Below are 21,332 nucleotides of genomic sequence, written 5' to 3' on the forward strand. Positions count from 1 at the left end.
CAGATGTGGCGCACTGCGCAACACGTCGCGCGAAAGGCCACGCGGGCGTGCCGACGGGCCGGTGCTGTCGGTGGGGTGGGGCATGATGCGGGACGTGACCGGACTGATGCTTCTCGACACCGCCTCCCTCTATTTCCGCGCCTACTTCGGCGTCCCGGAGTCCGTCAAGGCGCCGGACGGCACGCCGGTGAACGCCGTGCGCGGGCTGCTGGACTTCATCGACCGCCTGATCAGGGACCACCGGCCGGAGCGCCTGGTGGCCTGCATGGACGCCGACTGGCGCCCGCAGTGGCGGGTGGAGCTCATCCCCTCCTACAAGGCGCACCGGGTCGCCGAGGAGCAGGAGACGGGGCCGGACGTGGAGGAGGTGCCGGACACGCTGTCGCCGCAGGTGCCGGTGATCGAGGAGGTGCTCGACGCGCTGGGCATCGCCCGGGTGGGCGTCGCCGGGTACGAGGCGGACGACGTGATCGGCACGTTCACCGCGCGGGCGGACGGCCCGGTCGACATCGTCACCGGCGACCGGGACCTGTACCAGCTGGTGGACGACGCGCGCGGGGTGCGGGTGCTGTACCCGGTGAAGGGCGTCGGCACGCTGCAGGTCACCGACGAGGCGGCGCTGCGCGCGAAGTATGGGGTGGACGGCAAGGGGTACGCGGATCTCGCGCTGCTGCGCGGCGACCCGAGCGACGGCCTGCCGGGCGTGCCCGGCATCGGGGAGAAGACGGCGGCCAAGCTGCTGGCCGAGTTCACGGACCTGGCCGGGATCCTGGCGGCCGTGGACGACCCGCGGTCGAAGCTCACACCGACGCAGCGCAGGCGTCTGGACGAGGCGCGGCCGTATCTCGCGGTGGCGCCGAAGGTCGTCCGGGTCGCGGACGACGTCCCGGTCCCGGACGTCGACACGGTCCTGCCGCGCGTCCCGCGCGACCCGGCCGCCGTGGAATCCCTGGCCGCGCGCTGGGGTCTGGGCGGGTCGGTCACCCGCCTGCTGGCGACTCTCGCGGAGCGGTAGGTGCTAACTTAGGCATACCTAACTGTGACTGGGAGGCCCTCATGGCTGAGCGACCGGCACGCGCGTCGCGCACCCCGCACACCGGCGTGGTGGTCCGCACCGAGCGGCTGACCCCGCACATGCAGCGCGTGGTGCTGGGCGGCGAGGGCCTCGCGCGCGTCTCGGCGGACACCTGCACCGACCACTACGTCAAGCTGCTGTTCCCGGCGCCGGGGGCGGTCTACCCGGAGCCCTTCGACCTGGAGCGGATCCGCGCCGAGTTCCCGCGCGAGCAGTGGCCGGTGACCCGGACGTACACGATCCGCCACTGGGACCCCGAACACCGCGAGATGACCCTCGACTTCGTGATCCACGGCGACGAGGGTCTGGCCGGCCCGTGGGCGACGAACGCCCGCCCCGGCGACGTCGTCCGCTTCCTCGGTCCCGGCGGCGCCTACGCCCCCGACCCGGCCGCCGACTGGCACCTCCTGGCCGGTGACGAGAGCGCGCTCCCCGCCATCGCCCGCGCCCTGGAGTCGCTGCCGCAGGGCGCCCGCGCGTACGCGTTCCTCGAGATCGCGGGCCCTGAGGAGGAGCAGAAGATCGACTCCGACGCGGAGATCCGCTGGCTGCACCGCGGCGACCGCAGGGTCGGCGAGGCCCTGGTGGAGGCCGTCCGCGCCCTTGACCGGCCGGAGGGCCGCGTGCACGCCTTCGTGCACGGCGAGGCGCACTTCGTGAAGGAACTGCGCCGCCTGCTCCGCGTGGACCGCGCGATCCCCCGCGAGGACCTCTCCATCTCCGGCTACTGGCGCCTGGGCCACAACGAGGACGGCTGGCAGGCCTCGAAGAAGGAATGGAACGCCCGCATCGAGGCGGAACAGGAAGACACGCCCGCTGCGTAGACGCCCCGCACACCCCCGTACCCTTGCCCCACGTGAGACGCCGACGTACCCCCACCCCTCCCCCGCCCCTGCCGCAACGCGACGGCGTGGACCCGGTCCGGGTGCGTCTCCCCGCAGACGGCCCGGGATCAACGGTGCGCGAGCACCTGGTCCTGCGGCTGGCCGCACACACCGCCGTGATCGACGGCATGTTCGATGCCGGGGAGATCGTCGGCTCCGACGGGACCCCCGTCCCCCCGGACACCCCCTACACCCCCGGCCTCTGCGTCTGGTTCCACCGCGACATGCCCGAGGAACCCCCGGTCCCGTTCCCCCTGCACGTGGTGCACCAGGACGACCACCTCGTCGTCGCGGACAAGCCCCATTTCCTGGCCACCACCCCCCGCGGCAGCCACGTCCGCCAGACGGCGCTGGCCCGCCTCCGCCACGACCTCGGCCTGCCGGAACTGACCGCGGCGCACCGCCTGGACCGCCTCACCGCCGGACTGGTGCTGTTCATCGTGCGCCCCGAGGAGCGCGGCGCGTACCAGACGCTGTTCCGCGACCGGCGGGTGCGCAAGGAGTACGAGGCCGTGGCCGCGTACGACCCGGACCTCGGCCTCCCCCGCACCGTGTGCAGCCGGATCGTGAAGGAGCGCGGGGTGCTGACCGCGAGGGAGGTCGACGGGGAGCCGAACGCGGAGACCCGGGTGGAGCTGCTCGCGCACCGGGCGGACGGCCTGGGCCGGTACCGGCTGGTGCCCGGCACCGGCCAGACCCACCAGCTCCGGGTGCACATGAGCGCCCTCGGGGTGCCGATCCTCGGCGACCCCCTCTACCCCGAGGTGACCGCTCCGGTCCCGGCCGGCGACTTCCGGCGCCCGCTGCAACTGCTGGCGCGGGAACTGGCGTTCACGGATCCGGTGACGCGGGCGGAACGCCGGTTCACCAGCGGCCGGGTGCTGGAGGCATGGGCCTCGTACGAGGAGTGGGCGGCGGATCAGTAGCCGCGCCACCACCGCAGGAACCGCTGCCAGGCGCCCTTCGGCGGCTCCGGCCGCGCGGGCGGAGGCGGCACGGGCACCGCGGCCGGTGCCGGACCGGCGTCCGGAACCCCGCCGACGCTCGCACCCCCGCCCGGGTCCCGGCCCCCCGCGGAAACTCCGGCCGATACGGCCGCGGGCGCCGGAGCCGTCGCCTGCCTGGGAACTCCCCCGATCTGCCAGTCGTACGCCGCAGGTGCCCCCGCGCCGTTCTCGTGGCTCGGCGCCTGCGTGATCTCCTGCTGCGGCCGTGGCGTGAAGTGCACCGGCAGCGACACCAGATGGCGTGAGGCGATCGACTCGGTGAACGTCAGCTCCTCCTCGTCGCAGCTCAGCTCCACGTCCGGCAGCCGCATGAGCAGGGCGTCGACGCCGACCTCGGCGATGACACGGCCGATGTCCTGGCCGGGGCACTCGTGGGTGCCGCCGCCGAACGCGAGGTGCGAGCGGTTGCCCTGCATGTCGGCGGTCGGGTCGGGGCGGACCCGGGGGTCGACGTTGGCCGGCGCGGGCGCGAACAGCAGCCCGTCGCCCTTGCGGATGCGCTGCCCGCCCAGCTCGGTGTCCTGCTTGGCGTAGTAGGCGAAGATGGTGCTGAACGGCGGTTCGTCCCAGAGGAGTTGCTCCACCGCCTGGGGCACGGTCATCTGGCCGCCGTTGAGCTGGGACCGGAAGCGCGGGTCGATCAGCACCTGGCGCAGCACGTTGGCGAGCAGGTTCGCCGTGGCCTCGTAGGCGGCGATCAGCACCACCCGCAGGTGCTGGCTGACCTCCTCGTCGGACAGCCCGGCCGGGTGGCTGACGAGGTGGCCGGTGAAGTCGTTCCGGGGTTCCTTGCGGCGGCGGGCGGTGAGGCGGTTCAGCGCCTCCATCACATAGGCGTTGCTGGCGATGGCGGTCTCGGTGCCGCGGATCATGTCGCGGGCGGCCTGCACCATGCGGTCGTCGTACTCGTCGGGCATGCCGAGGACGTGGCACATCACGGCCATCGGCAGGTGCTCGGCGTACTGGCTCACCAGGTCGGCCTCGCCGGCCTCGCAGAACCGGTTGACGACGCGCTGGACGCTGCGGTTGACGTACCGGCGCAGGCTGCGGAAGTCGGTGGCGGAGACGGCGGTGTCGATGGCGCCGCGCCAGCGCCGGTGCTGCTCGCCCTCGGTGTGGGCGCACATCGGCTGCCAGGCGATGTGCGGCATCAGCGGGTGGTCCGGCTTGACCAGGCCGTCGCGGAGCGCGGACCAGATGCGGCTGTCCTTGGTGAACTGCGCGGGGCTGCGCACCAGTTGCTGGCTCTCGGCGTGGCCGAGCACCACCCACAGCGGTACGTCGTCGTGGATGAGCGCGGGCGCCACCGGGCCGTGCTCCTCGCGCAGCCGCTCGTAGAGCTTCTTGAGGTCGTCCGACTCGTGGAGCCGGGCGAGTCCGCCGGGGCCCAGGCCGTGCGCGGGGCATCCGGGGGGCGGTCCGGGCCGGGCGTCGTCACCGGCCGGGCGGTCCGGCGTCTGGGAGTGGGAGTCAGGCGTCACTGTGGTCGCTCCGAAAAGGGGGAAAGCCCAAAGGGTCCGGGGAGGGGGAGGGTGCCGCGTGTCAGGTCAGCGAGCCCGTCATGGCGAGCGAGTGCAGGAAGCGCATCAGGGTCATCAGCACGTCACGGCTCGAGGCGCGGCGCCGCACGTCGCACTCCACGATGGGGATCACCTCGGACAGGTCGAGCGCGGCCCGCAGGTCGGCGACGGGGTAACGGGGCGCGTCCGGGAAGGAGTTGACCGCGACGACGAAGGGCACGCCGCGTTCCTCCAGGCGGCCCATGACGTCGAAACTGACCTCCAGACGGCGGGTGTCGACCAGCACGACCGCGCCGAGCGCGCCCTCGAACAGGCCGTTCCACAGGAACCAGAAGCGTTCCTGGCCCGGCGTGCCGAACAGGTACAGCACCAGCTCGTCGGTGATCCTGATGCGGCCGAAGTCCATGGCGACGGTGGTGGCCGTCTTGGACGCGGAGCCGTAGTTGTCGTCGACCCCGATGCCGGCCTGCGTCATGGTCTCCTCGGTGGTCAGCGGTTTGATCTCGCTGACCGAGCCGACCATCGTGGTCTTGCCGACCCCGAACCCGCCGACGATCACGATCTTCACCGCGGACTGCGCCGTGTGGGGCAGCTGGTCCTCGGCGCGTGGGCCCGGGATGGTGTCAGAGCCGTTGAAGTCCATGCATCACCGCTTCGAGAAGGGAACGGTCCGGGAGCGCCTTGCGGACGATCGGGGAGCGCGCCTGGACCAGTTCCGCCGTCAGCAGTTCGGTGATCAGCACGGTCACCACGCTGAACGGCAGACTGAGATAGGCCGACAACTCGGCCACGGACAGGGGGGCGACGCAGAGCCGGAGCAGCGCCGCCTGCTCGGGGGTGGCGGAGGGCGGGAGGTCGGGGGAACGCGCCACGATCAGCGTGACCAGGTCGATGTCGGCGCGCTCGCCGTCCGGTCCCGCCACGACGTACAGCCGCTCCGGGTTGCCGCCCTCGCCCTCCTTCCGGGCCGGGGCGGCCGGCTGTGCGGGGGTGCCCTGCCCGGGAGTGCGCCTCTGGCGTTGGGGAGGAGTCATACGGTCTGCCCGTTCCGTCGGGGCGGACTGGTCAGATGGGCGCCGATGCGGACGACGAGGTCGCGCATCATGCCGCCCATGCGGCCGGGTTCGCAGGTCATGTCGGAGAGCACCGCGAGGTAGGCGTTGGCGCCGGCCGCCATCAGGTAGAAGTAGCCCTCGTCGATCTCGATGAGCACCATCTTCATCTCGCCGTCGCCGTGCGGGAGTTCCTGCGCGACGGCGGCGGCGAGGCTCTGCACTCCGGCGCAGGCGGCCGCGACCCGGTCGGCGGCGTCCGGCTCGCCTCCGTAGCGGGCGATGCGCAGGCCGTCGGCGGAGAGCACCACGATCATCTCGACGCCGGGTACGCCGTCGGCGAGCTCCTTGAGCATCCAGTCGAAGTTGGCTCGTTGCTGGATCACTTGAGGTCCCCCTCGTCCTCGGCCTCGGTGCGGGCCGGTTCATTGATGAGATGCAGGTAGGCGGTCGGGTTCCGGGTGAAGTCGGTGGGGTGGACGTCCGGGTCGAGGTCCTTCTTCAGCCCCTCCCAGAAGGCGTCGACCCACAGCCCGGGTTCACGGTCGGGTCGCTTCTTCTTCTCGGGCTCGGCCGCGGCCCAGATGTCGTGGTACTCCTCGCCGCGCTCCCTGGCCTCGCGTTCGGCGCGCTCGGCGGCGGCCTGCTCGGCGTAGCGCTGGGCGAGCGGGGTCTTGACGCGGCTGCGGCGCTGCGGGAGGCCGCCCGCGGTCCACTCGGTGACCTCGGGGACGTCGTCCTCGACGGCGGCCGTGGCGGGGATGCGGGGGCTGGTGGGGCGGCGCTTCTTGGGGGCGCGCTGCGGGCCGGGGAGGGCGTCGACGGGGCGGGGCACGGCGGTGGCGCCGATACCGTGGGCGAGGCCGACGCCGGGTTCGTCGGTGATCATCTCGCTGGGGACGACCAGGACGGCGCGGACGCCGCCGTAGGCGGAGGCGCGCAGCGACACCTGCATGCTGAACTGGGTGCACAGGCGGCCGACGACGGCGAGGCCGAGGCGCGGGTTGGCGCCGATCTCCTGGAGGTCGACGCCGCGCTGGGCGCGGTCGAGGATGCCCTCGATGCGGGCGCGGGCCTGCTCGTCGAGGCTGACGCCGGCGTCCTCGATCTCGATGGCGACGCCGGTCTGCACCTCGGTGGCGGTGACGCTGACCTTGCTGGTGGGCGGCGAGTAGCGGGTGGCGTTGTCGAGGAGTTCGGCGGCGGCGTGGATGACCGGCTCGACGTGGATGCCCTTGATGTTGATCTTGGCGATCGACTTCAGGTCGATGCGGCGGTACTCGAGGATGCGGGACATGGCGCCGCGCAGCACGCTGTAGAGCGCGACCGGCTTGGGCCACTGGCGTCCGGGCCGGCCGCCGCCGAGGACGGAGATGGAGTCGGCGAGGCGGCCGATCAGCGCGGTGCCGTGGTCGATGCGCAGCAGGTCGTCGAAGACCTCGGGGTTGCGGCCGTGGTCCTCCTCCATCTCCCGCAGTTCCTTGGCCTGCTGGTGGACGATCGCCTGGACGCGGCGGGCGATGGAGACGAAGGAGCGCTGCGAGGAGTCACGCAGGTTCTCCTCGTCGTCGATGATCTTGAGGACCGTGCGCAGCAGCACCTGCTGGTATCCGGGCAGGTCCCGCCAGGACGGGTTGAGCCGCGGCAGGTCGCGCATCACCTCGTCCGGCTCGTTGCCGGCGTGCAGGTGGTCCAGACAGGCGGGGAAGACCTTCTGGATGAAGTACTCGGTCTCCGTGTCGTGGGCGGCGATCCGCGCCTCCAGATACGCACGGTGACGCTCGTGTTCGGCCCGCGCCTCCCGCAGCACGCGGCCGCGGCGCGCCGCCTCGGTCGCGGTGGAGGCCACCAGCAGGGTCGCCACGGCGCCGCAGACGCCGACGGCGATCCGGGCGGGCTCCGTCACCAGGGCGACGGCGGCTCCGGTCGCCGCGGCCATCACTATGGCCGGCAGCAACAGCACGCGTGCGTAAGGAAGATGGACACTCGCCATGTGAGCCCTCTGAAGCGTATCGACTGACGGTCGGGAACGTGCACATAAGGGAACAGGCGCACGAATTCATCTCAACTCGATGCGCTGCGGGCGAGCTTAGTCCGACGGGATCATCGCCATGTCATATTCAGCGAGTGCCGGAAACGGCCCCTGGGGGCGGAGTACGCTCGGAGCCATTTGCACGGCCCGGAACTGTTCGAACACAGCACGTCACGGCGTACAGACGTACGACGGCCACTCACCGTCACGGGTGAACCGGGCCTTCGGAACGGCGGTCCACGGCCTCTCGGAGGCGTCCTCATCCCTTCCCGCGTACGCGGCCGTTGATGCGGCCGCACGAGGGCGCGCACAGGGCAGAAGCCCGGCGCGCGAGGGGCGCACCGGGCTTCCGGAGAGAATGTCGAGCGGGGTCAGCCCACGGAGGAGTAGGCCACCACCCCGCGCAGCAGACCCTCCACGGCCTTGCGGGCGTTCTTGGCGACCGTCGAGCCCTCGGCGACCGGGGCCGCCGCGGCGATCTGCCCCAGCACGTCGATGACCTGCTTGCACCAGCGCACGAAGTCGCCGGCCGGCATCTCCGCCTCGCGCAGCACCTCGTCCAGGCCCTTGCCGGAGGCCCACATGTAGGCGGCCCAGGCGAAGCCGAGGTCGGGCTCGCGCTGGCCCACGCCCTCGGTCTGGCTGATCCGGAAGTCCTCCTCCAGCGCGTCCAGCCGGCCCCAGATGCGGACCATCTCGCCGAGCGCCGCCTTCGCCTTGCCCGACGGCAGCTTGGGCGCCATCGCGTCGTCGGCGACCCGCGACTCGTACACCAGCGCCGAGACGCACGCGGCGAGCTCGGCGGGGCCGAGGCCCTCCCAGACCCGCTCGCGCAGACACTCGCTGGCCAGCAGGTCGAGTTCGCCGTACAGCCGGGCCAGCCGCCTGCCGTGCTCGGTGACCTCGTCGCCGCGCAGGTAGTCCATCTCCGTCAGCAGCGCGACGATCCGGTCGAAGGTGCGGGCGATGGTGTTCGTCCGGCCCTCGATGCGCCGCTCCAGCTGCGAGGTGTCCCGCAGCAGCCGGTGGTAGCGCTCCGCCCAGCGGGCGTGGTCCTCGCGGTCCTGGCAGCCGTGGCACGGGTGCGCCCGCAGCGCCTTGCGCAGCCGTGCGATCTCCCGGTCGTCGGCGGCCGGGGCGCGCTTCTTGCCGTGCCGGTCCGGCACGATGTGGCCGGCCTTGGTGCGCAGCGCGGAGGCGAGGTCCCGGCGGGACTGCGGGGAGCGCGGGTTGAAGGACTTCGGGATCCGCATCCGCTCCAGCGCCTCCACGGGCACCGGGAAGTCGATCGACGCCAGCCGCTTCACCTGCCGCTCGGCGGTCAGCACCAGCGGGCGCGGACCGTCGTGGTACTCCAGGCCCCGGTGGCCGTTGGTGCGGCCCGCGGGCAGCCCCGGGTCGAGCACCAGCGCCAGCCCGGCGTACTTGCCGGTGGGCACGTGGATGACGTCGCCGGGCTTGAGCTTCTCCAGCGCGACGGCGGCCTCCGCGCGCCGCTGCACCTGGCCCTGGCGGGCCAGTTCGTTCTCCCGGTCCTTCAGCTCCCTGCGCAGCCGCGCGTACTCCTCGAAGTCGCCGAGGTGGCAGGTCATCGAGGCCTTGTAGCCCTCCAGGCCCTCCTCGTTGCGCTGCACCTGGCGCGAGATGCCGACGACCGACTTGTCCGCCTGGAACTGCGCGAACGACGTCTCCAGCAGCTCCCGCGAGCGGTGCCGCCCGAACTGCTCGACCAGGTTGACCGCCATGTTGTACGACGGCTTGAAGCTGGAGCGCAGCGGATACGTGCGCGTGCCGGCCAGTCCCGCGAGGTGGTCGGGGTTCATCCCGCGCTGCCACAGCACCACGGCGTGGCCCTCGACGTCGATGCCGCGGCGGCCCGCCCGGCCGGTCAGCTGGGTGAACTCGCCGGGGGTGATGTCGGCGTGCTGCTCGCCGTTCCACTTGACCAGCTTCTCCAGCACCACCGAGCGCGCGGGCATGTTGATGCCCAGCGCCAGGGTCTCGGTCGCGAACACGGCCTTCACCAGACCGCGCACGAACAGCTCCTCGACGACCTCCTTGAAGGTCGGCAGCATGCCCGCGTGGTGGGCGGCTATGCCCCGCTCCAGGCCCTCCAGCCACTCGTAGTAGCCGAGGACGTGCAGGTCCTCCGTCGGGATGGAGGCGGTGCGCTCCTCGACCAGGTCGCGGACCCGGATCCGCGCCTCCTCGTCGTTGAGCCGCAGGCCCGCGTACAGGCACTGCTGCACGGCGGCCTCGCAGGCGGCCCGGCTGAAGATGAAGGTGATGGCGGGCAGCAGGCCCTCGGCGTCTAGGCGCTCGATGACCTCCGGCCGGCTCGGCGTCCACACGCGCGAGCGCTGTCTGCGCTCCCGCTCGCGGTCCGCCTCCCGCATGCCGTTGCGGCCCCGGCGGCGGTCGCCCCAGGACGGGCGGCTCGCCTCCAGCCGGGCCATACGCGTCAGGTCGGGGTTGACGGCCTTCTTGTGGCCCTCCCCCTCCTCGAACAGGTCGTACATCCGGCGGCCGGCCAGCACGTGCTGGAACAGCGGCACGGGCCGGTGCTCGGAGACGATCACCTCGGTGTCCCCGCGGACGGTGTCCAGCCAGTCGCCGAACTCCTCGGCGTTGGACACGGTCGCCGACAGGGAGACCAGCGTCACCGACTCCGGAAGGTGGATGATCACTTCCTCCCAGACGGCGCCCCGGAAGCGGTCGGACAGGTAGTGCACCTCGTCCATCACCACGTAACCCAGGCCGAGCAGGGTCTGGGACCCGGCGTACAGCATGTTCCGCAGGACCTCGGTGGTCATCACGACCACGGGCGCGTCGGAGTTGACGCTGTTGTCACCGGTGAGCAGGCCCACCTTGTCGGTGCCGTACCGGCGGCACAGGTCGGCGTACTTCTGGTTCGACAGCGCCTTGATGGGCGTCGTGTAGAAGCACTTCTTGCCCTGCTGGAGGGCGAGGTGGACGGCGAACTCGCCGACGATCGTCTTGCCGGATCCGGTGGGGGCGGCGACCAGCACGCCCTTCCCGGCCTCCAGGGCCCGGCAGGCCTCCACCTGGAAGGGGTCGAGGCCGAAGTCGTACATCTCGCGGAAGGAGGCGAGCGAGGTGGCCTGCTCGGCAGCGCGCCTGCGTGCTGCCGCGTACCGCTCGGCCGGTGAGAGGTCCTCTGTCATCGTGCTTTCGAGCGTACCGGGCCGCACCGACAACGTGACGATCATTATCCGGATCGGCCGCGTGAGGTGCGGCGACGCCGCTCAGGGGCCGACGACCCGGACCGCCCCCGGCACGCAGCGGGCGGTCAGCGGCAGCGGCCCGACGTACTCGCCGTCCGCGTACCCGGTGACGTCCTCGGCGACCAGTTCCACGCTCGCCGCCCGCAGCACGGTCACCACCGGGTGGTCCACGTGCGTCCCCCGGTAGACCCGCGGGAACACCCGCAGCAGCGTGGCCCGGCTGCACTCGCCGACCACCGTGATGTCGAACAGCCCGTCGGTGAGGTCGGCTCCCGGGCATATCCGCATGCCCCCGCCGTACGACGGCCCGTTCCCCACGGCCACGAGCGTCGCCTCGACCTCGCGGACCTCCCCGCCGTCCAGGGTGATCCGGTACGGCAGCGGCCGGAAGGCGGCCAGCTCGGCGACCATCGCCAGGTCGTACTTGAAGCGGCCGAGCGGGGCGCGCATCCGGTTGCCCCGGTCGTTGACCCGGGAGTCGAAGCCGGAGGCGAGCACGGCGCCGAACCAGCGGTCGCCGATCCGCCCGAGGTCGATGTCACGGGAGCGCCCGCTCTTGAGTGCGTCGGCGATCATCCGGCCGGACGTGGCGGGTTCGCCCAGGGGCATGCCGAGCGCCCGGGCGAAGTCGTTGCCGGTACCGGCGGCCACCAGGCCGAAGGGGGTGCCGGTGCCGACGACGGCCTGCAGGGCGAGGTTGGCCATGCCGTCGCCGCCGACGGCGATCAGGGCCCCCGTGCCCTCCTCGACGGCGGTACGCGCCCGGGACAGCGCGTCCCCGGGGCCGTCGCCCGTCACGGTGGTGACGTGGAAGCCGGCGTCGCGCAGCGCGGAGGCGGCCGACCGCGCCGCGCGGGCGCCCCGGCCGCCGCCCGCGGTGGGGTTCACGAAGAGGGTGATCTCGCTGGTCACGGGAGTGACCCTACGAGGTGCCGGACCGTCCTCAGGTCACGTCGTCATAACCGTTGACGCGGTCCCGGGAGGTCTGCTCGGGCAGTGTGGTGACCGGTTCGGCCGGTGCGACGGCTTCGGGGATGTGATCGAGCTCCGAGGCCTCGTCGTCCGCGGGGCCCTCGGCCTCCTTGCGGGCGCGCCGTCTGTCGTTCAGCAGGGAGAAGCCCACGGCGACGAAGTACAGGACGACGATCGGCCCGGACAGCGCCAGCATGCCCACCGGGTCGGTGGTGGGCGTGGCCACCGCGCCGAAGACGAAGACGCCCATGACGACACCGCGCCACCAGCCCGCCATCCGGCGGCCGGACACGATGCCCACCATGTTCAGCATGATCAGCAGCAGCGGCAGCTCGAAGGCCAGGCCGAAGACCAGCACCATGCGGATGGTGAAGTCGAGGACCTCGTCGAGCGACAGGATGTTCGCCGATCCCCCGGGCGTGAGACTGAGCAGCACCTTGATGCTGACCGGGAGGATGACGTACGAGAGGAGGGCGCCGCCGGCGAACAGCGGCACGGCGGCCGCGGTGAAGACGTAGGTGTACTTCTTCTCGTGCCGGTGCAGACCGGGGGCGACGAAGGCCCACAGCTGGTAGAGCCAGACCGGGCTGGAGACGACCAGGCCCGCCATGAGGCTCACCTTGATCGTCGTGGTGAACGGCGACGTCAGTGTGTTGAACGACACGATGGCGCAGTTGCCGCCGTCGCTGTTCGTCAGGTCGTCGCACTTGGGCACCGGATCGGCCAGGAACTGCATGAGCTGTTCGCTGTAGAACGCGGCGACGACCGACACCACGACGATCGCGAGCACGGCCTTGGCCAGGCGGTTCCGCAGCTCACGCAGGTGTTCCACCAGAGGCATGCGCCCCTCGGGATCCCTCTGCTGTGTGCGGGCAGACTTGAGCAACCCACGTTCCCATCTCGTGCGGCGGGCCGGACGTCACCGGCCCTGCGTCAGCGCTTGGTCGTGTCCGTCGGCTCGGTGACCGGGCGGGAGCTGGTCACGTCGCCGGGGGCGGCCTGGATGGTGCGCTGCGCCGGGGGCTGCTCGCCGGTGGCCGGCGGGTCGGCCGGAGCGGAGGACTTGTTGTCCTCCTTCATCGCCTTCGCCTCGCTCTTCAGGATGCGGGCGGACTTGCCGAGCGACCGCGCCATGTCGGGAAGCTTCTTCGCACCGAACAGCAGGATGATGACGACGAGGATCAGAATGATCTCGGTGGGTCCGAGCCGTCCCATAAGTCTTTACCTTCTCACCGAGGCGGGTGGGTGGGGGGCTGTCCGACCGGTCGGACATGCGTCCGAAGGACGGTACAGACAGCGATCGTAACGCCCAAGGGTGAACGTGCGGCAATCCCTGTGCGTACTCCCGTCCGCGGTCCGGGCCTCGTTCTCCGGGCCGCGATCAGCAGCGTACCTGCCGGGCCCCGGCCGGTGACAGGGCGGCGACGGCGGCCCGTCCGGACGACGGTCCCGCCGGTGCGGCGCCGCGGGGCTACAGGGCCTCCGCCGAGCGGGCCGTGCTCGCGGCCGCGCGCTCCAGATCCTCGGCCGCGCGGCCGATGCGGCGGGCCGAGTCCGCGACCTGCCTGCCGAGGCGCTCCGCCTCGACGAAGACCCGGACGGCGAGCACTGCGAGCACCGCCAGCCCCAGGAACCCCAGGGCCACGGCGAACATCGGCCAGAACATGGGTCGAGCCTAGACGGTCGAGTGCAGCCGGAGCGTACGCACCCCGCCGCCGGTCAGCAGCTCGACGATCCGCTCCCCCGCCGGCTTGCGGACGGCGGCGCCGCACTCGGGGCAGGTGAAGGAGTAGAACGTGGTGCGGCTGCTGGCGCCGATGGCCAGCCGCAGCGCGCTCGCGGAGAGTTCGAAGCGCTCCCGGCAGTCCGGGCAGCCCGCCCGGAACATCACCGGGGCCACGTTCCTCATCCCGGAGAACGCGGACGCCGCCGTCATGCCCCGTGTCCCTGTGGTCGCCGACTCGCTCAAAGCCCTCGCTCCTGACTGTCGTGCTGCCCGGTCATCCCGCCGTCACGGCCCCGTCGTACGCCGCCAGCGCCTCACGCGCCGCCCGGCGGGCGCTCTCGGCCAGCTCCCGCGGCTCCACGATGCGCCCGTCGCGGCCGAGCCGCAGCGCCAGCCGCTTCAGCGACGCCGGGTCGGGGGTGCGCAGGGTGATACGGAGCCCGCCGTCGGGAAGCTCATCGGCGCTGTCGTGCGGGTAGTACTCGGCGACCCAGCGCCCGCCAGGACCGACCTCGACGACCACCTCCGGGTCCTCGGCGGAGGGCTGCACCAGCCCCTCGGACAGGTCGCGCAGCTCCACCTCGGGCGGCGCGGAGGGCTCGTCCAGGATCTTGATCTCGGCGACCCGGTCCAGCCGGAAGGTGCGGCGCGCCTCGGAGCGACGGCACCACGCCTCGACGTACGTGTGCCCGACGCTGACCAGGCGGATGGGGTCGATCTCCCGCTCGGTGACCTCGTCGCGGGCGGGCGAGTAGTAGCGGATCCACAGCCGGCGGCGCTCGGCGATGGCCCGGTCGACGTCCGCGAAGACGCCGCCCTCGGACTCGAAGGTCACCGAGAGCCGGGAGCTGGCGCCGGCCGTCTCGCCGGCCGCGGTCTCCACCTTGGCGGTGGCCCGCAGCAGCGCCTGACGGTCGCTCTCGCGCAGCCCCGGCAGCGTGGCCACGGCGCGGGCGGCGACGAGCAGCGCGGTGGCCTCGTCGGCGGCCAGGCGCAGCGGCTCGGCGGCGTCGGCGCCCAGGGCGGCCGGGTTGTGCCACCAGATGCGCTCGCCGTCGGTGTCGATGTCCAGCAGGTCGCCGCCGCGGAAGCTGGTGCCGCACATGGGCAGCACGTCGAGGTCGGAGACCAGCTCGTCCTCGGTGATGCCGAAGGCGCGCGCCACGTCCTCGATACGGGCGCCGGGCCGCTCGCGCAGATACGTCACCAGGGACAGCATCCGCCGGGTCTGGTCGATGGCGTTCACGGGCCTGACCGGTTTGCCTGCCACGTTGTCGTCCGCTCCCCCTCAGCCCTTGGCCACGGCACGCAGCCGGTCCACCACGTCGGCCCGCAGTTCCTCGGGCTCCAGCACCACCACGTCCGGTCCGAACTCCACCAGCCAGGCGTCCAGTCCGTGCCCGTACGGGATCTCCAACTCGTCCCAGCCGTCGCCGAGTTCCCGGACCGAGGTGGCCTTGGCCCGGAGCGGGAAGCCGGCGTCGGAGCGCAGCCGGATGCGCGCCGACCGGTCGGCGGTCTCCCCGGCCCAGCTCGCCACGGTCTCCCGCACGGTGACGACGTCCGGCGCCGGCACGGTGAACCGGCCGGCGCGCGAGCGCACCTTGCCCGTGATCCGGGAGAGCCTGAAGACCCGCTCGGCGCCGCGGTCGCGGTCCCAGCCGGCCAGGTACCAGTGGCCGCGCCAGCACTCCAGCGCCCACGGTTCGACGTGCCGCTGCTCGGGCTGGGCGGCGTTGGCCTTGCGGTAGTCGAAGACGACGGGGCGGCGGTCCCGGCAGGCCAGCATCAGCGGCTCGAACGCGGCCTCGTGCACCGGGATGCGCGGCTCCAGCGCGCTGTGCGCGCCGTACGGGTCGACGTCCTCGGGGAGTCCGGCCGCGCGCAGCTTCTGCAGGGCGCCGGAGGCCGCGCCGGCCAGCCGGGCCTGCTGCCACACCTTCGCGGCGAGCCCGAGGGCGGCGGCCTCCTCGGCGTCCAGGGTGATGGGCGGCAGCCGGTTGCTGTCGCGGCGGGCGAGGTAGCCCGTCTCGCCCTCGAGGTTCTCGACGGTCTCGATGACCAGTCCGAGTTCGCGCAGGTCGTCCTTGTCGCGCTCGAACATGCGGTTGAAGGAGTCGTCGGAGCCCGCCTCGAGGTACGCCTCGATGGACTCACGCAGTTCGCGCTTGGTGAGCGGCCGCCGCGTCCCGAGCAGACACAGCGCCAGATTCATCAGCCGCTCGGCCTTGGCAATGGCCATCGACGCGCTTCGCCTCCCTATGGTGCTTACGACCGATGACCGTACCGCCCCGGGGTGGCATGGTAAAAGCCGAGGACCCGTGCCCGGACAGGCATGGGCCCTCGGCGATCGACTCCGGTCGGATCAGACGCCGAGCAGGTCGACCACGAAGATCAGGGTCTCACCGGGCTGGATCGCCGGGGTGGGGCTCTGGTTGCCGTAGGCGAGGTGGGCCGGGATGGTCAGCTGGCGGCGGCCGCCGACCTTCATGCCCTGCACGCCCTGGTCCCAGCCCTTGATGACCCGGCCCGCGCCGAGCGGGAAGCGGAAGGGGGTGCCACGGTTCCAGCTGGCGTCGAACTCCTCGCCGGTGCTGAAGGCGACGCCCACGTAGTGGACGGTGACGGTGTCACCCGCCTTCGCCACCTCGCCGTCGCCCTCCCAGATGTCCTTGATCTCGAGGTCCGCCGGGGGCTCGCCGCCCGGGAAGTCGATCTCGGGCTTGTCGATGCTCACGTCTTCATGCTCCTGCTTGTCTGCGGAAAGGCGAACACGCACAGTCTTGCATCCCGGCGGGGGTCACAGCTTCGCGAGGATGTCCACGGAGAAGACCAGCGTGGAGTCCTTCTGGATGCCGCTGCCCTGCGGCGGGTTGTCGCCGTAGCCCAGCTCCGGCGGGATCACGATGAGGACGCGGCTGCCGACCTTCTTGCCGGTCAGGCCCTGCGCCCAGCCCTTGACGACCTGCTGGAGCGAGAAGGACGTCAGCTGGCCGCGGCCGTACGTGGAGTCGAACTCCTTGCCGCCGTCCCACAGCACGCCCTTGTACTGCACCAGGACGCTGTCCTCGGCGCCGACCTTCTCGCCGTCGCCCTCGATGACGTAGTTCGCCACGAGCTTCTTCGGCGCCTGGGCGTCGGGCACCTCGATGGAGGGGGCCTTGCCATCGGTGTTGGTGCCGACCTTCGGCAGGTCGATGTTGTCCTGGGCGACGTCGGTGCCCTTGGCGGAGCTCTTGGCGTTGAACGTGTCCTGCACGTCGACCACGAACACCAGCGTGTCGGTGCCCTTGATGCCCGCCTGCGCGTTGCCCTGCTCGCCGTAGCCCCAGGTGGGCGGGACCGCCATCTGGACGCGGCTGCCGGTCTTCTTCCCCACGAGCCCGTAGCGCCAGCCGTCGATGATCGTGCCCTGGGCGAGCTGGATGGCCAGGGGCTCCTTGCGGTCGTAGGAGTTGTCGAACACCTTGGCGGTGCTCCAGACCTGGCCCAGGTAGTGGGCGACGATGAAGTCGTTCTCCGCGATCGTGCGCCCGCCGCCCGCGATGACCGTCTTGACCGCGAGGTCCTTGGAGGGGTCGCCGCTGCCCTTGGCGACGGTCGGCTTCTCCCCGAACTTCGTCCCGGCCGTGATCGCCGGCAGCGGGCCCTCGACGATCTTCGGGGACGGCGCCGCCGACGTCTCGGGCTCGGAGGGCGAGGCCGTCTCGCTGGCCTTGCCGGAATCGGACTTGTCGTCGCCGCACGCGGCGAGGGTGGCCAGTCCAGCGGGAACGGCAATGAGAAGTGAGCGTCGGCGCACGGTGGGGGCCTCGTAATCATCGATCTTGTGGATGGCGTCCGCGCAACTCTACGGCGTGAGAAGGGCGCCGCACGGTGTAACGTACGGCGCCCGTGTGACGTTCCGGGTGTTTCGTCAACTCCCGGGGGGCACGTCCTCTCACATGCCGGCGATCAGCTTCTCCACCCGCTCGTCCACCGAACGGAACGGGTCCTTGCACAACACGGTGCGCTGCGCCTGGTCGTTGAGCTTGAGGTGCACCCAGTCGACGGTGAAGTCCCGCCGCTGCTCCTGGGCGCGCCGGATGAAGTCACCGCGCAGCCGGGCCCGAGTGGTCTGCGGCGGCACGGACTTGCCCTCGAAGATCTTCAGGTCGTTGCAGATCCGGGCGGCTTGTCCCTTCTTCTCGAGCAGGTAGTACAGGCCACGACGGCGGTGGATGTCGTGGTACGCGAGGTCTATCTGCGCGACCCGCGGGTGCGACATGGTCATGTTGTGCTTGGCGCGGTAGCGCTCGAGCAGCTTGTACTTCATGACCCAGTCGATCTCGGTGCCGATGCGGTCGAGGTCCTCGGACTCGATCGCGTCCAGCGTGCGGCCCCACAGCTCCAGCACCTGGTCGACGGTGCCGGTGCGGATGCCGCGGCGCTCGCAGAAGTCCAGCGCCTTCTCGTAGTACTCGCGCTGCACCTCCAGCGCGGACGCCTCCCGGCCGCTGGCCAGACGCACCTTCCTGCGCCCGGTGATGTCGTGGCTGACCTCGCGGATCGCCCGGATCGGGTTCTCCAGGGTGAGGTCGCGCATGACGGTGCCCGCCTCGATCATGCGCAGCACCAGGTCGGTGGCGCCGACCTTGAGCAGCATGGTCGTCTCGGACATGTTCGAGTCGCCGACGATGACGTGCAGCCGGCGGTAGCGCTCGGCGTCGGCGTGCGGCTCGTCGCGCGTGTTGATGATCGGCCGGGAGCGGGTCGTCGCCGAGGAGACGCCCTCCCAGATGTGCTCGGCGCGCTGGCTGACGCAGTAGACGGCGCCGCGCGGCGTCTGCAGCACCTTGCCGGCCCCGCACAGCAGCTGCCTCGTCACCAGGAACGGGATGAGGATGTCCGCGAGCCGGGAGAACTCCCCGTGCCGGGCCACGAGGTAGTTCTCGTGGCATCCGTAGGAGTTGCCCGCCGAGTCGGTGTTGTTCTTGAAGAGGTAGACGTCGCCCGCGATTCCCTCCTCGTGCAGGCGTCGTTCGGCGTCCACCAGGAGTCCTTCGAGAATGCGCTCGCCGGCCTTGTCGTGGGTGACCAGTTCGGTCACGTTGTCACATTCCGGCGTTGCGTATTCCGGATGTGACCCCACGTCGAGATAGAGGCGGGCGCCGTTCCGCAGAAAGACATTGCTGCTTCGGCCCCATGACACGACACGCCGGAAGAGGTACCGCGCCACCTCGTCAGGCGACAGGCGGCGCTGTCCCCTGAACGTGCACGTGACGCCGTACTCGTTCTCCAGCCCGAAAATGCGGCGGTCCATGAGGGAACATTACGCCCGATCCTTCGAGCTGAAACGGGGTTCGACGGCACGGTTCGGATCATTTTCCGATCCGGCCGCGACAACCGCCGTCCTCGCCGGAACCGCCAATACCCGTCCGGTGGCGGTCAAAACCAGCAGCGACACGCCTCCCGCGGCGCCCGGTACGGCGAATCCCCACAGCGCCCCTCCCGCCTCGACCACGGGCCCGGTCACTCCGGTGCCGAGCGACGCGCCGACGGTGAAGGTGGTCACCAGCCAGGAGAACGCCTCGGTGACCGTCCCGCGCGGCGCGTGCCGGTCCACCAGCACGAACGCGCACGCGATCGCCGGGGCCAGGAACACCCCGGCGACCACGGTGAGCAGCGTCATGGCCACCGGCCCCGGCATCAGCATCAGCGGCAGGTAGAACACGGCCAGCAGCGCCACGATCACCTGGAGCCGCCGCGCGGGCTCCCCGGCCCACTGCCGCGCCCCGTACGCGATGCCGCCGACCAGCGCGCCCAGCCCGATCCCGGCCATCAGCCAGCCGTAGACGGCGTCGCCGCCGTGGTCGTCGGCGTACGTCACGGCGGCCACCGTGATGGACCCCAGCGCCATGCCGACGGCCAGGAAGGCCCCGAGCAGCGCGATGAGGCCGGGCGAGCGCAGCGCCCCCAGCCAGTGCGCCTCACGCGGCGCGGACCGCCAGGCCCGCGAGGGCGGCGAGACGACCACGGACAGCGCCCCGAGCACTCCGATGACGTTCAGCACGAGCAGCGCGGCCTGGGCCGACCACAGGGAGGTGCACACCGTCACGAGCAGCGGCCCGACGGCGAACATCACCTCCTGGGCCACGGCGTCGAGGGCGTACGCCCGGTGCACGTGCTCCTCCTTGGGCAGCACCGAGGACCACAACGCCCGCAGCCCGCCCTCCAGCGGCGGCGCGAACAGCCCCGCCAGGGCGACGGCGCCGTACGCCACGACCAGCGACCCGGTCCCCGTGAAGGCGAACACGGCCATCGCCAGCGCCGACAACAGGGCCGCCGGCAGCTGCACCCGGGGCTGCCCCTTCAGATCGACCAGCCGCCCCAGCACCGGCTGCCCCACGGCGTTGGACAGACCGTAGACCGCGGCGAGCACGCCGGCCAGGCTGTACGACCCGCCTTCCGCCCGTACGAACAGCACGATCGCGATCGGAGCGGTCGCGTTGGGCAGCCGCCCGATCAGCGTGCCCACGAGCAGCCGGGTGGCGTGCCGCGCCCGGAGAATGTCCAGGTATCCCGTCGCCATCCCGACCCTCTCACCAACGTGTTACGTATAACTAGGTCCTCCATACGTACCATGACCGCGGTTCACCAGTCCAGACGAAGGAGCGCCGGTGCCCAGAGCCAGGACCCGTCCCACGAGCCGGGACGTCGCCCGGGAAGCAGGCGTCTCCCAGGCCGCGGTGTCCCTGGTGCTGGGCGACAAGTGGCGCGGCCGGGTCTCGGAGGCCACGGCGGAACGCGTCCGCGAGGCCGCCCGCACGCTGGGCTACCGCCCCAACCTCGCGGCCCGCAACCTCCGGCTGGGACGCACGCGTACGGTCCTCCTGGTCGTGCCGGCCCTGACCACGGAGTTCTTCGCGGGCGTGTACACAGGCGCGGCCCGCGTGGCGTCCCGTCACGGCTTCGGGGTGGTGCTCTACCCCTCCCCGGAGGGCATCGGCCCGGCCCGCGACCCGTTCGCGTCCGCGCAGGCCGCCCTGGACGGCGTCATCGCGTCCTCGATGGCGGCGGAGGCGCTCTCCGCGATCCGCGGCGACCAGCTGCCCCTGGTCATGCTGGACAGCGACCCCGCTGCCGACGGGGTCACGGTGAACCTGGACATCGCGGACGGCGTCCGCCAAGTGGCCGAGCACCTTCTCGGGCTGGGCCACCGCCACTTCCTGCACCTAGGGGCGGACGTACCGTCCTGGACCTTCGAGGTCCGGGCGCGGGAGCTGGAGGCGCGGCTCCGCCGCGTCCCGGGCGCGTCGCTGCGCACGGTGCGCTCGCCGATCTCCATCAAGGGGGCGGAGGCCGCCGCGGAGGCCGCGCTGACCTCGGGGGACCGGGTGACGGCGGTCGTGTGCGACGACGACCAGCTCGCCGCCGGCACCTACAAAGCTGCCCGCCGCCTGGGACTGCGCGTCCCGGCGGACCTTTCGGTCACGGGGATGGACGACTTGGCCCTGGCGACGGCGATCGACCCGGAACTGACGACCGTCCGCCTGGACGCGGAACTCTTCGGCGAACGGGGCATGCAGGCTCTGTTCGCCGTCCTGAACGGCGAACAGCCCTCCGGGACGGGCATCCCGGTCCACCTGGAGGTACGGGGTTCGACGACCCGGGTCCCGTGAGCAGGGGGCGTGAGTGCGGGCCGGGGGTGTCGGCGCAGCCCGGGGCTTACGGGGTGCCGCCGCGCCCACCCGTGCCGCCCTGGGGGTACCTCCCAGGCCCTTAAGGCACTGGGGGAGGCACGAATGCCCGCGGTTGGCGGCAGCTTGCGCCCGCCGCC

The 21,332-nt window shown here is 71.8% G+C and carries 21 protein-coding genes; 4 read left to right on the top strand and 17 right to left on the bottom strand.

The window, feature by feature from the left end; translation table 11 throughout:
- Positions 1-85: 85 nt before the first annotated feature.
- The 3 genes from ACP7TJ_RS05755 to ACP7TJ_RS05765 all read left to right on the top strand — a co-directional run bounded on the left by ACP7TJ_RS05755 (position 86) and on the right by ACP7TJ_RS05765 (position 2,885).
- Positions 86-1,015: a 5'-3' exonuclease gene (locus ACP7TJ_RS05755; RefSeq protein ID WP_367449409.1), complete on the top strand. Its 930-nt coding sequence runs from the start codon at positions 86-88 to the stop codon at positions 1,013-1,015.
- A 41-nt stretch (positions 1,016-1,056) separates the two neighbouring features.
- Positions 1,057-1,899: a siderophore-interacting protein gene (locus tag ACP7TJ_RS05760; protein ID WP_093765810.1), complete on the top strand. Its 843-nt coding sequence runs from the start codon at positions 1,057-1,059 to the stop codon at positions 1,897-1,899.
- 86 nt (positions 1,900-1,985) lie between these two features.
- Positions 1,986-2,885, top strand: a complete 900-nt coding sequence (locus ACP7TJ_RS05765; RefSeq protein WP_266404100.1) for an RluA family pseudouridine synthase — start codon at positions 1,986-1,988, stop codon at positions 2,883-2,885.
- Here ACP7TJ_RS05765 and ACP7TJ_RS05770 read toward each other — a convergent pair.
- From ACP7TJ_RS05770 to ACP7TJ_RS05850, 17 genes are all read right to left on the bottom strand, one after another.
- Complete coding sequence (locus ACP7TJ_RS05770; protein ID WP_367463507.1) at positions 2,879-4,447, bottom strand: cytochrome P450; 1,569 nt, start codon at positions 4,445-4,447, stop codon at positions 2,879-2,881. The genes ACP7TJ_RS05765 and ACP7TJ_RS05770 overlap by 7 nt on opposite strands.
- A gap of 61 nt (positions 4,448-4,508) precedes the next feature.
- Positions 4,509-5,129 carry a GTP-binding protein gene (locus tag ACP7TJ_RS05775; RefSeq protein ID WP_093765807.1) on the bottom strand — a complete coding sequence of 207 codons (621 nt, stop codon included), beginning with the start codon at positions 5,127-5,129 and terminating at the stop codon, positions 4,509-4,511.
- Complete coding sequence (locus tag ACP7TJ_RS05780; protein WP_093765806.1) at positions 5,110-5,520, bottom strand: DUF742 domain-containing protein; 411 nt, start codon at positions 5,518-5,520, stop codon at positions 5,110-5,112. The genes ACP7TJ_RS05775 and ACP7TJ_RS05780 overlap by 20 nt, the downstream gene beginning before the upstream one ends.
- Positions 5,517-5,924 (bottom strand): roadblock/LC7 domain-containing protein, encoded by a 408-nt coding sequence (locus tag ACP7TJ_RS05785; protein ID WP_006132309.1) that lies wholly within the window; start codon positions 5,922-5,924, stop codon positions 5,517-5,519. Before ACP7TJ_RS05785 ends, ACP7TJ_RS05780 begins: the two co-directional genes overlap by 4 nt.
- A complete protein-coding gene (locus ACP7TJ_RS05790; protein WP_403436571.1) occupies positions 5,921-7,531 on the bottom strand; it encodes an ATP-binding protein in 1,611 nt (536 codons plus the stop codon). Before ACP7TJ_RS05790 ends, ACP7TJ_RS05785 begins: the two co-directional genes overlap by 4 nt.
- 410 nt (positions 7,532-7,941) lie before the next feature.
- Positions 7,942-10,800 (bottom strand): DEAD/DEAH box helicase, encoded by a 2,859-nt coding sequence (locus tag ACP7TJ_RS05795; protein ID WP_167742565.1) that lies wholly within the window; start codon positions 10,798-10,800, stop codon positions 7,942-7,944.
- 36 nt (positions 10,801-10,836) lie between these two features.
- Positions 10,837-11,727 carry a diacylglycerol kinase gene (locus ACP7TJ_RS05800; RefSeq protein WP_266395832.1) on the bottom strand — a complete coding sequence of 297 codons (891 nt, stop codon included), beginning with the start codon at positions 11,725-11,727 and terminating at the stop codon, positions 10,837-10,839.
- Positions 11,728-11,758: 31 nt separating this feature from the next.
- On the bottom strand, positions 11,759-12,628 hold the full coding sequence (tatC, locus tag ACP7TJ_RS05805; protein WP_093765802.1) for a twin-arginine translocase subunit TatC: 870 nt from the start codon (positions 12,626-12,628) through the stop codon (positions 11,759-11,761).
- Positions 12,629-12,720: 92 nt separating this feature from the next.
- Complete coding sequence (tatA, locus tag ACP7TJ_RS05810) at positions 12,721-13,002, bottom strand: Sec-independent protein translocase subunit TatA (protein WP_024885165.1); 282 nt, start codon at positions 13,000-13,002, stop codon at positions 12,721-12,723.
- 256 nt (positions 13,003-13,258) lie between these two features.
- Positions 13,259-13,453, bottom strand: a complete 195-nt coding sequence (locus ACP7TJ_RS05815) for a hypothetical protein (protein WP_093765801.1) — start codon at positions 13,451-13,453, stop codon at positions 13,259-13,261.
- Between the two features lie 9 nt (positions 13,454-13,462).
- Positions 13,463-13,723, bottom strand: coding sequence for a hypothetical protein (locus tag ACP7TJ_RS05820; protein ID WP_048460022.1), 261 nt, complete (start codon positions 13,721-13,723; stop codon positions 13,463-13,465).
- Positions 13,724-13,787: 64 nt separating this feature from the next.
- Positions 13,788-14,783 carry a helix-turn-helix transcriptional regulator gene (locus ACP7TJ_RS05825; protein ID WP_093765800.1) on the bottom strand — a complete coding sequence of 332 codons (996 nt, stop codon included), beginning with the start codon at positions 14,781-14,783 and terminating at the stop codon, positions 13,788-13,790.
- 18 nt (positions 14,784-14,801) lie between these two features.
- A complete protein-coding gene (locus tag ACP7TJ_RS05830; protein WP_093765799.1) occupies positions 14,802-15,755 on the bottom strand; it encodes a helix-turn-helix transcriptional regulator in 954 nt (317 codons plus the stop codon).
- Positions 15,756-15,878: 123 nt separating this feature from the next.
- Entirely contained in the window at positions 15,879-16,250 is a 372-nt protein-coding gene (locus ACP7TJ_RS05835) for an FKBP-type peptidyl-prolyl cis-trans isomerase (protein WP_093765798.1), read from the bottom strand.
- Positions 16,251-16,313: 63 nt separating this feature from the next.
- Entirely contained in the window at positions 16,314-17,315 is a 1,002-nt protein-coding gene (locus tag ACP7TJ_RS05840) for an FKBP-type peptidyl-prolyl cis-trans isomerase (protein ID WP_093765797.1), read from the bottom strand.
- Positions 17,316-17,453: 138 nt separating this feature from the next.
- A complete protein-coding gene (gene pafA, locus ACP7TJ_RS05845) occupies positions 17,454-18,815 on the bottom strand; it encodes a Pup--protein ligase (protein ID WP_006132297.1) in 1,362 nt (453 codons plus the stop codon).
- 9 nt (positions 18,816-18,824) lie between these two features.
- Positions 18,825-20,084, bottom strand: a complete 1,260-nt coding sequence (locus ACP7TJ_RS05850) for an MFS transporter (RefSeq protein ID WP_427762353.1) — start codon at positions 20,082-20,084, stop codon at positions 18,825-18,827.
- An 88-nt stretch (positions 20,085-20,172) separates the two neighbouring features.
- Between ACP7TJ_RS05850 and ACP7TJ_RS05855 the strand changes: the two genes are divergently transcribed.
- The gene (locus ACP7TJ_RS05855; RefSeq protein WP_427762355.1) at positions 20,173-21,174 is read left to right on the top strand and encodes a LacI family DNA-binding transcriptional regulator; all 1,002 of its coding nucleotides are present in this window, start codon (positions 20,173-20,175) and stop codon (positions 21,172-21,174) included.
- Positions 21,175-21,332: the final 158 nt, after the last annotated feature.

This window comes from Streptomyces sp. DSM 41931 (assembly GCF_050271085.1).
Lineage (GTDB): Bacteria > Actinomycetota > Actinomycetes > Streptomycetales > Streptomycetaceae > Streptomyces > Streptomyces albogriseolus.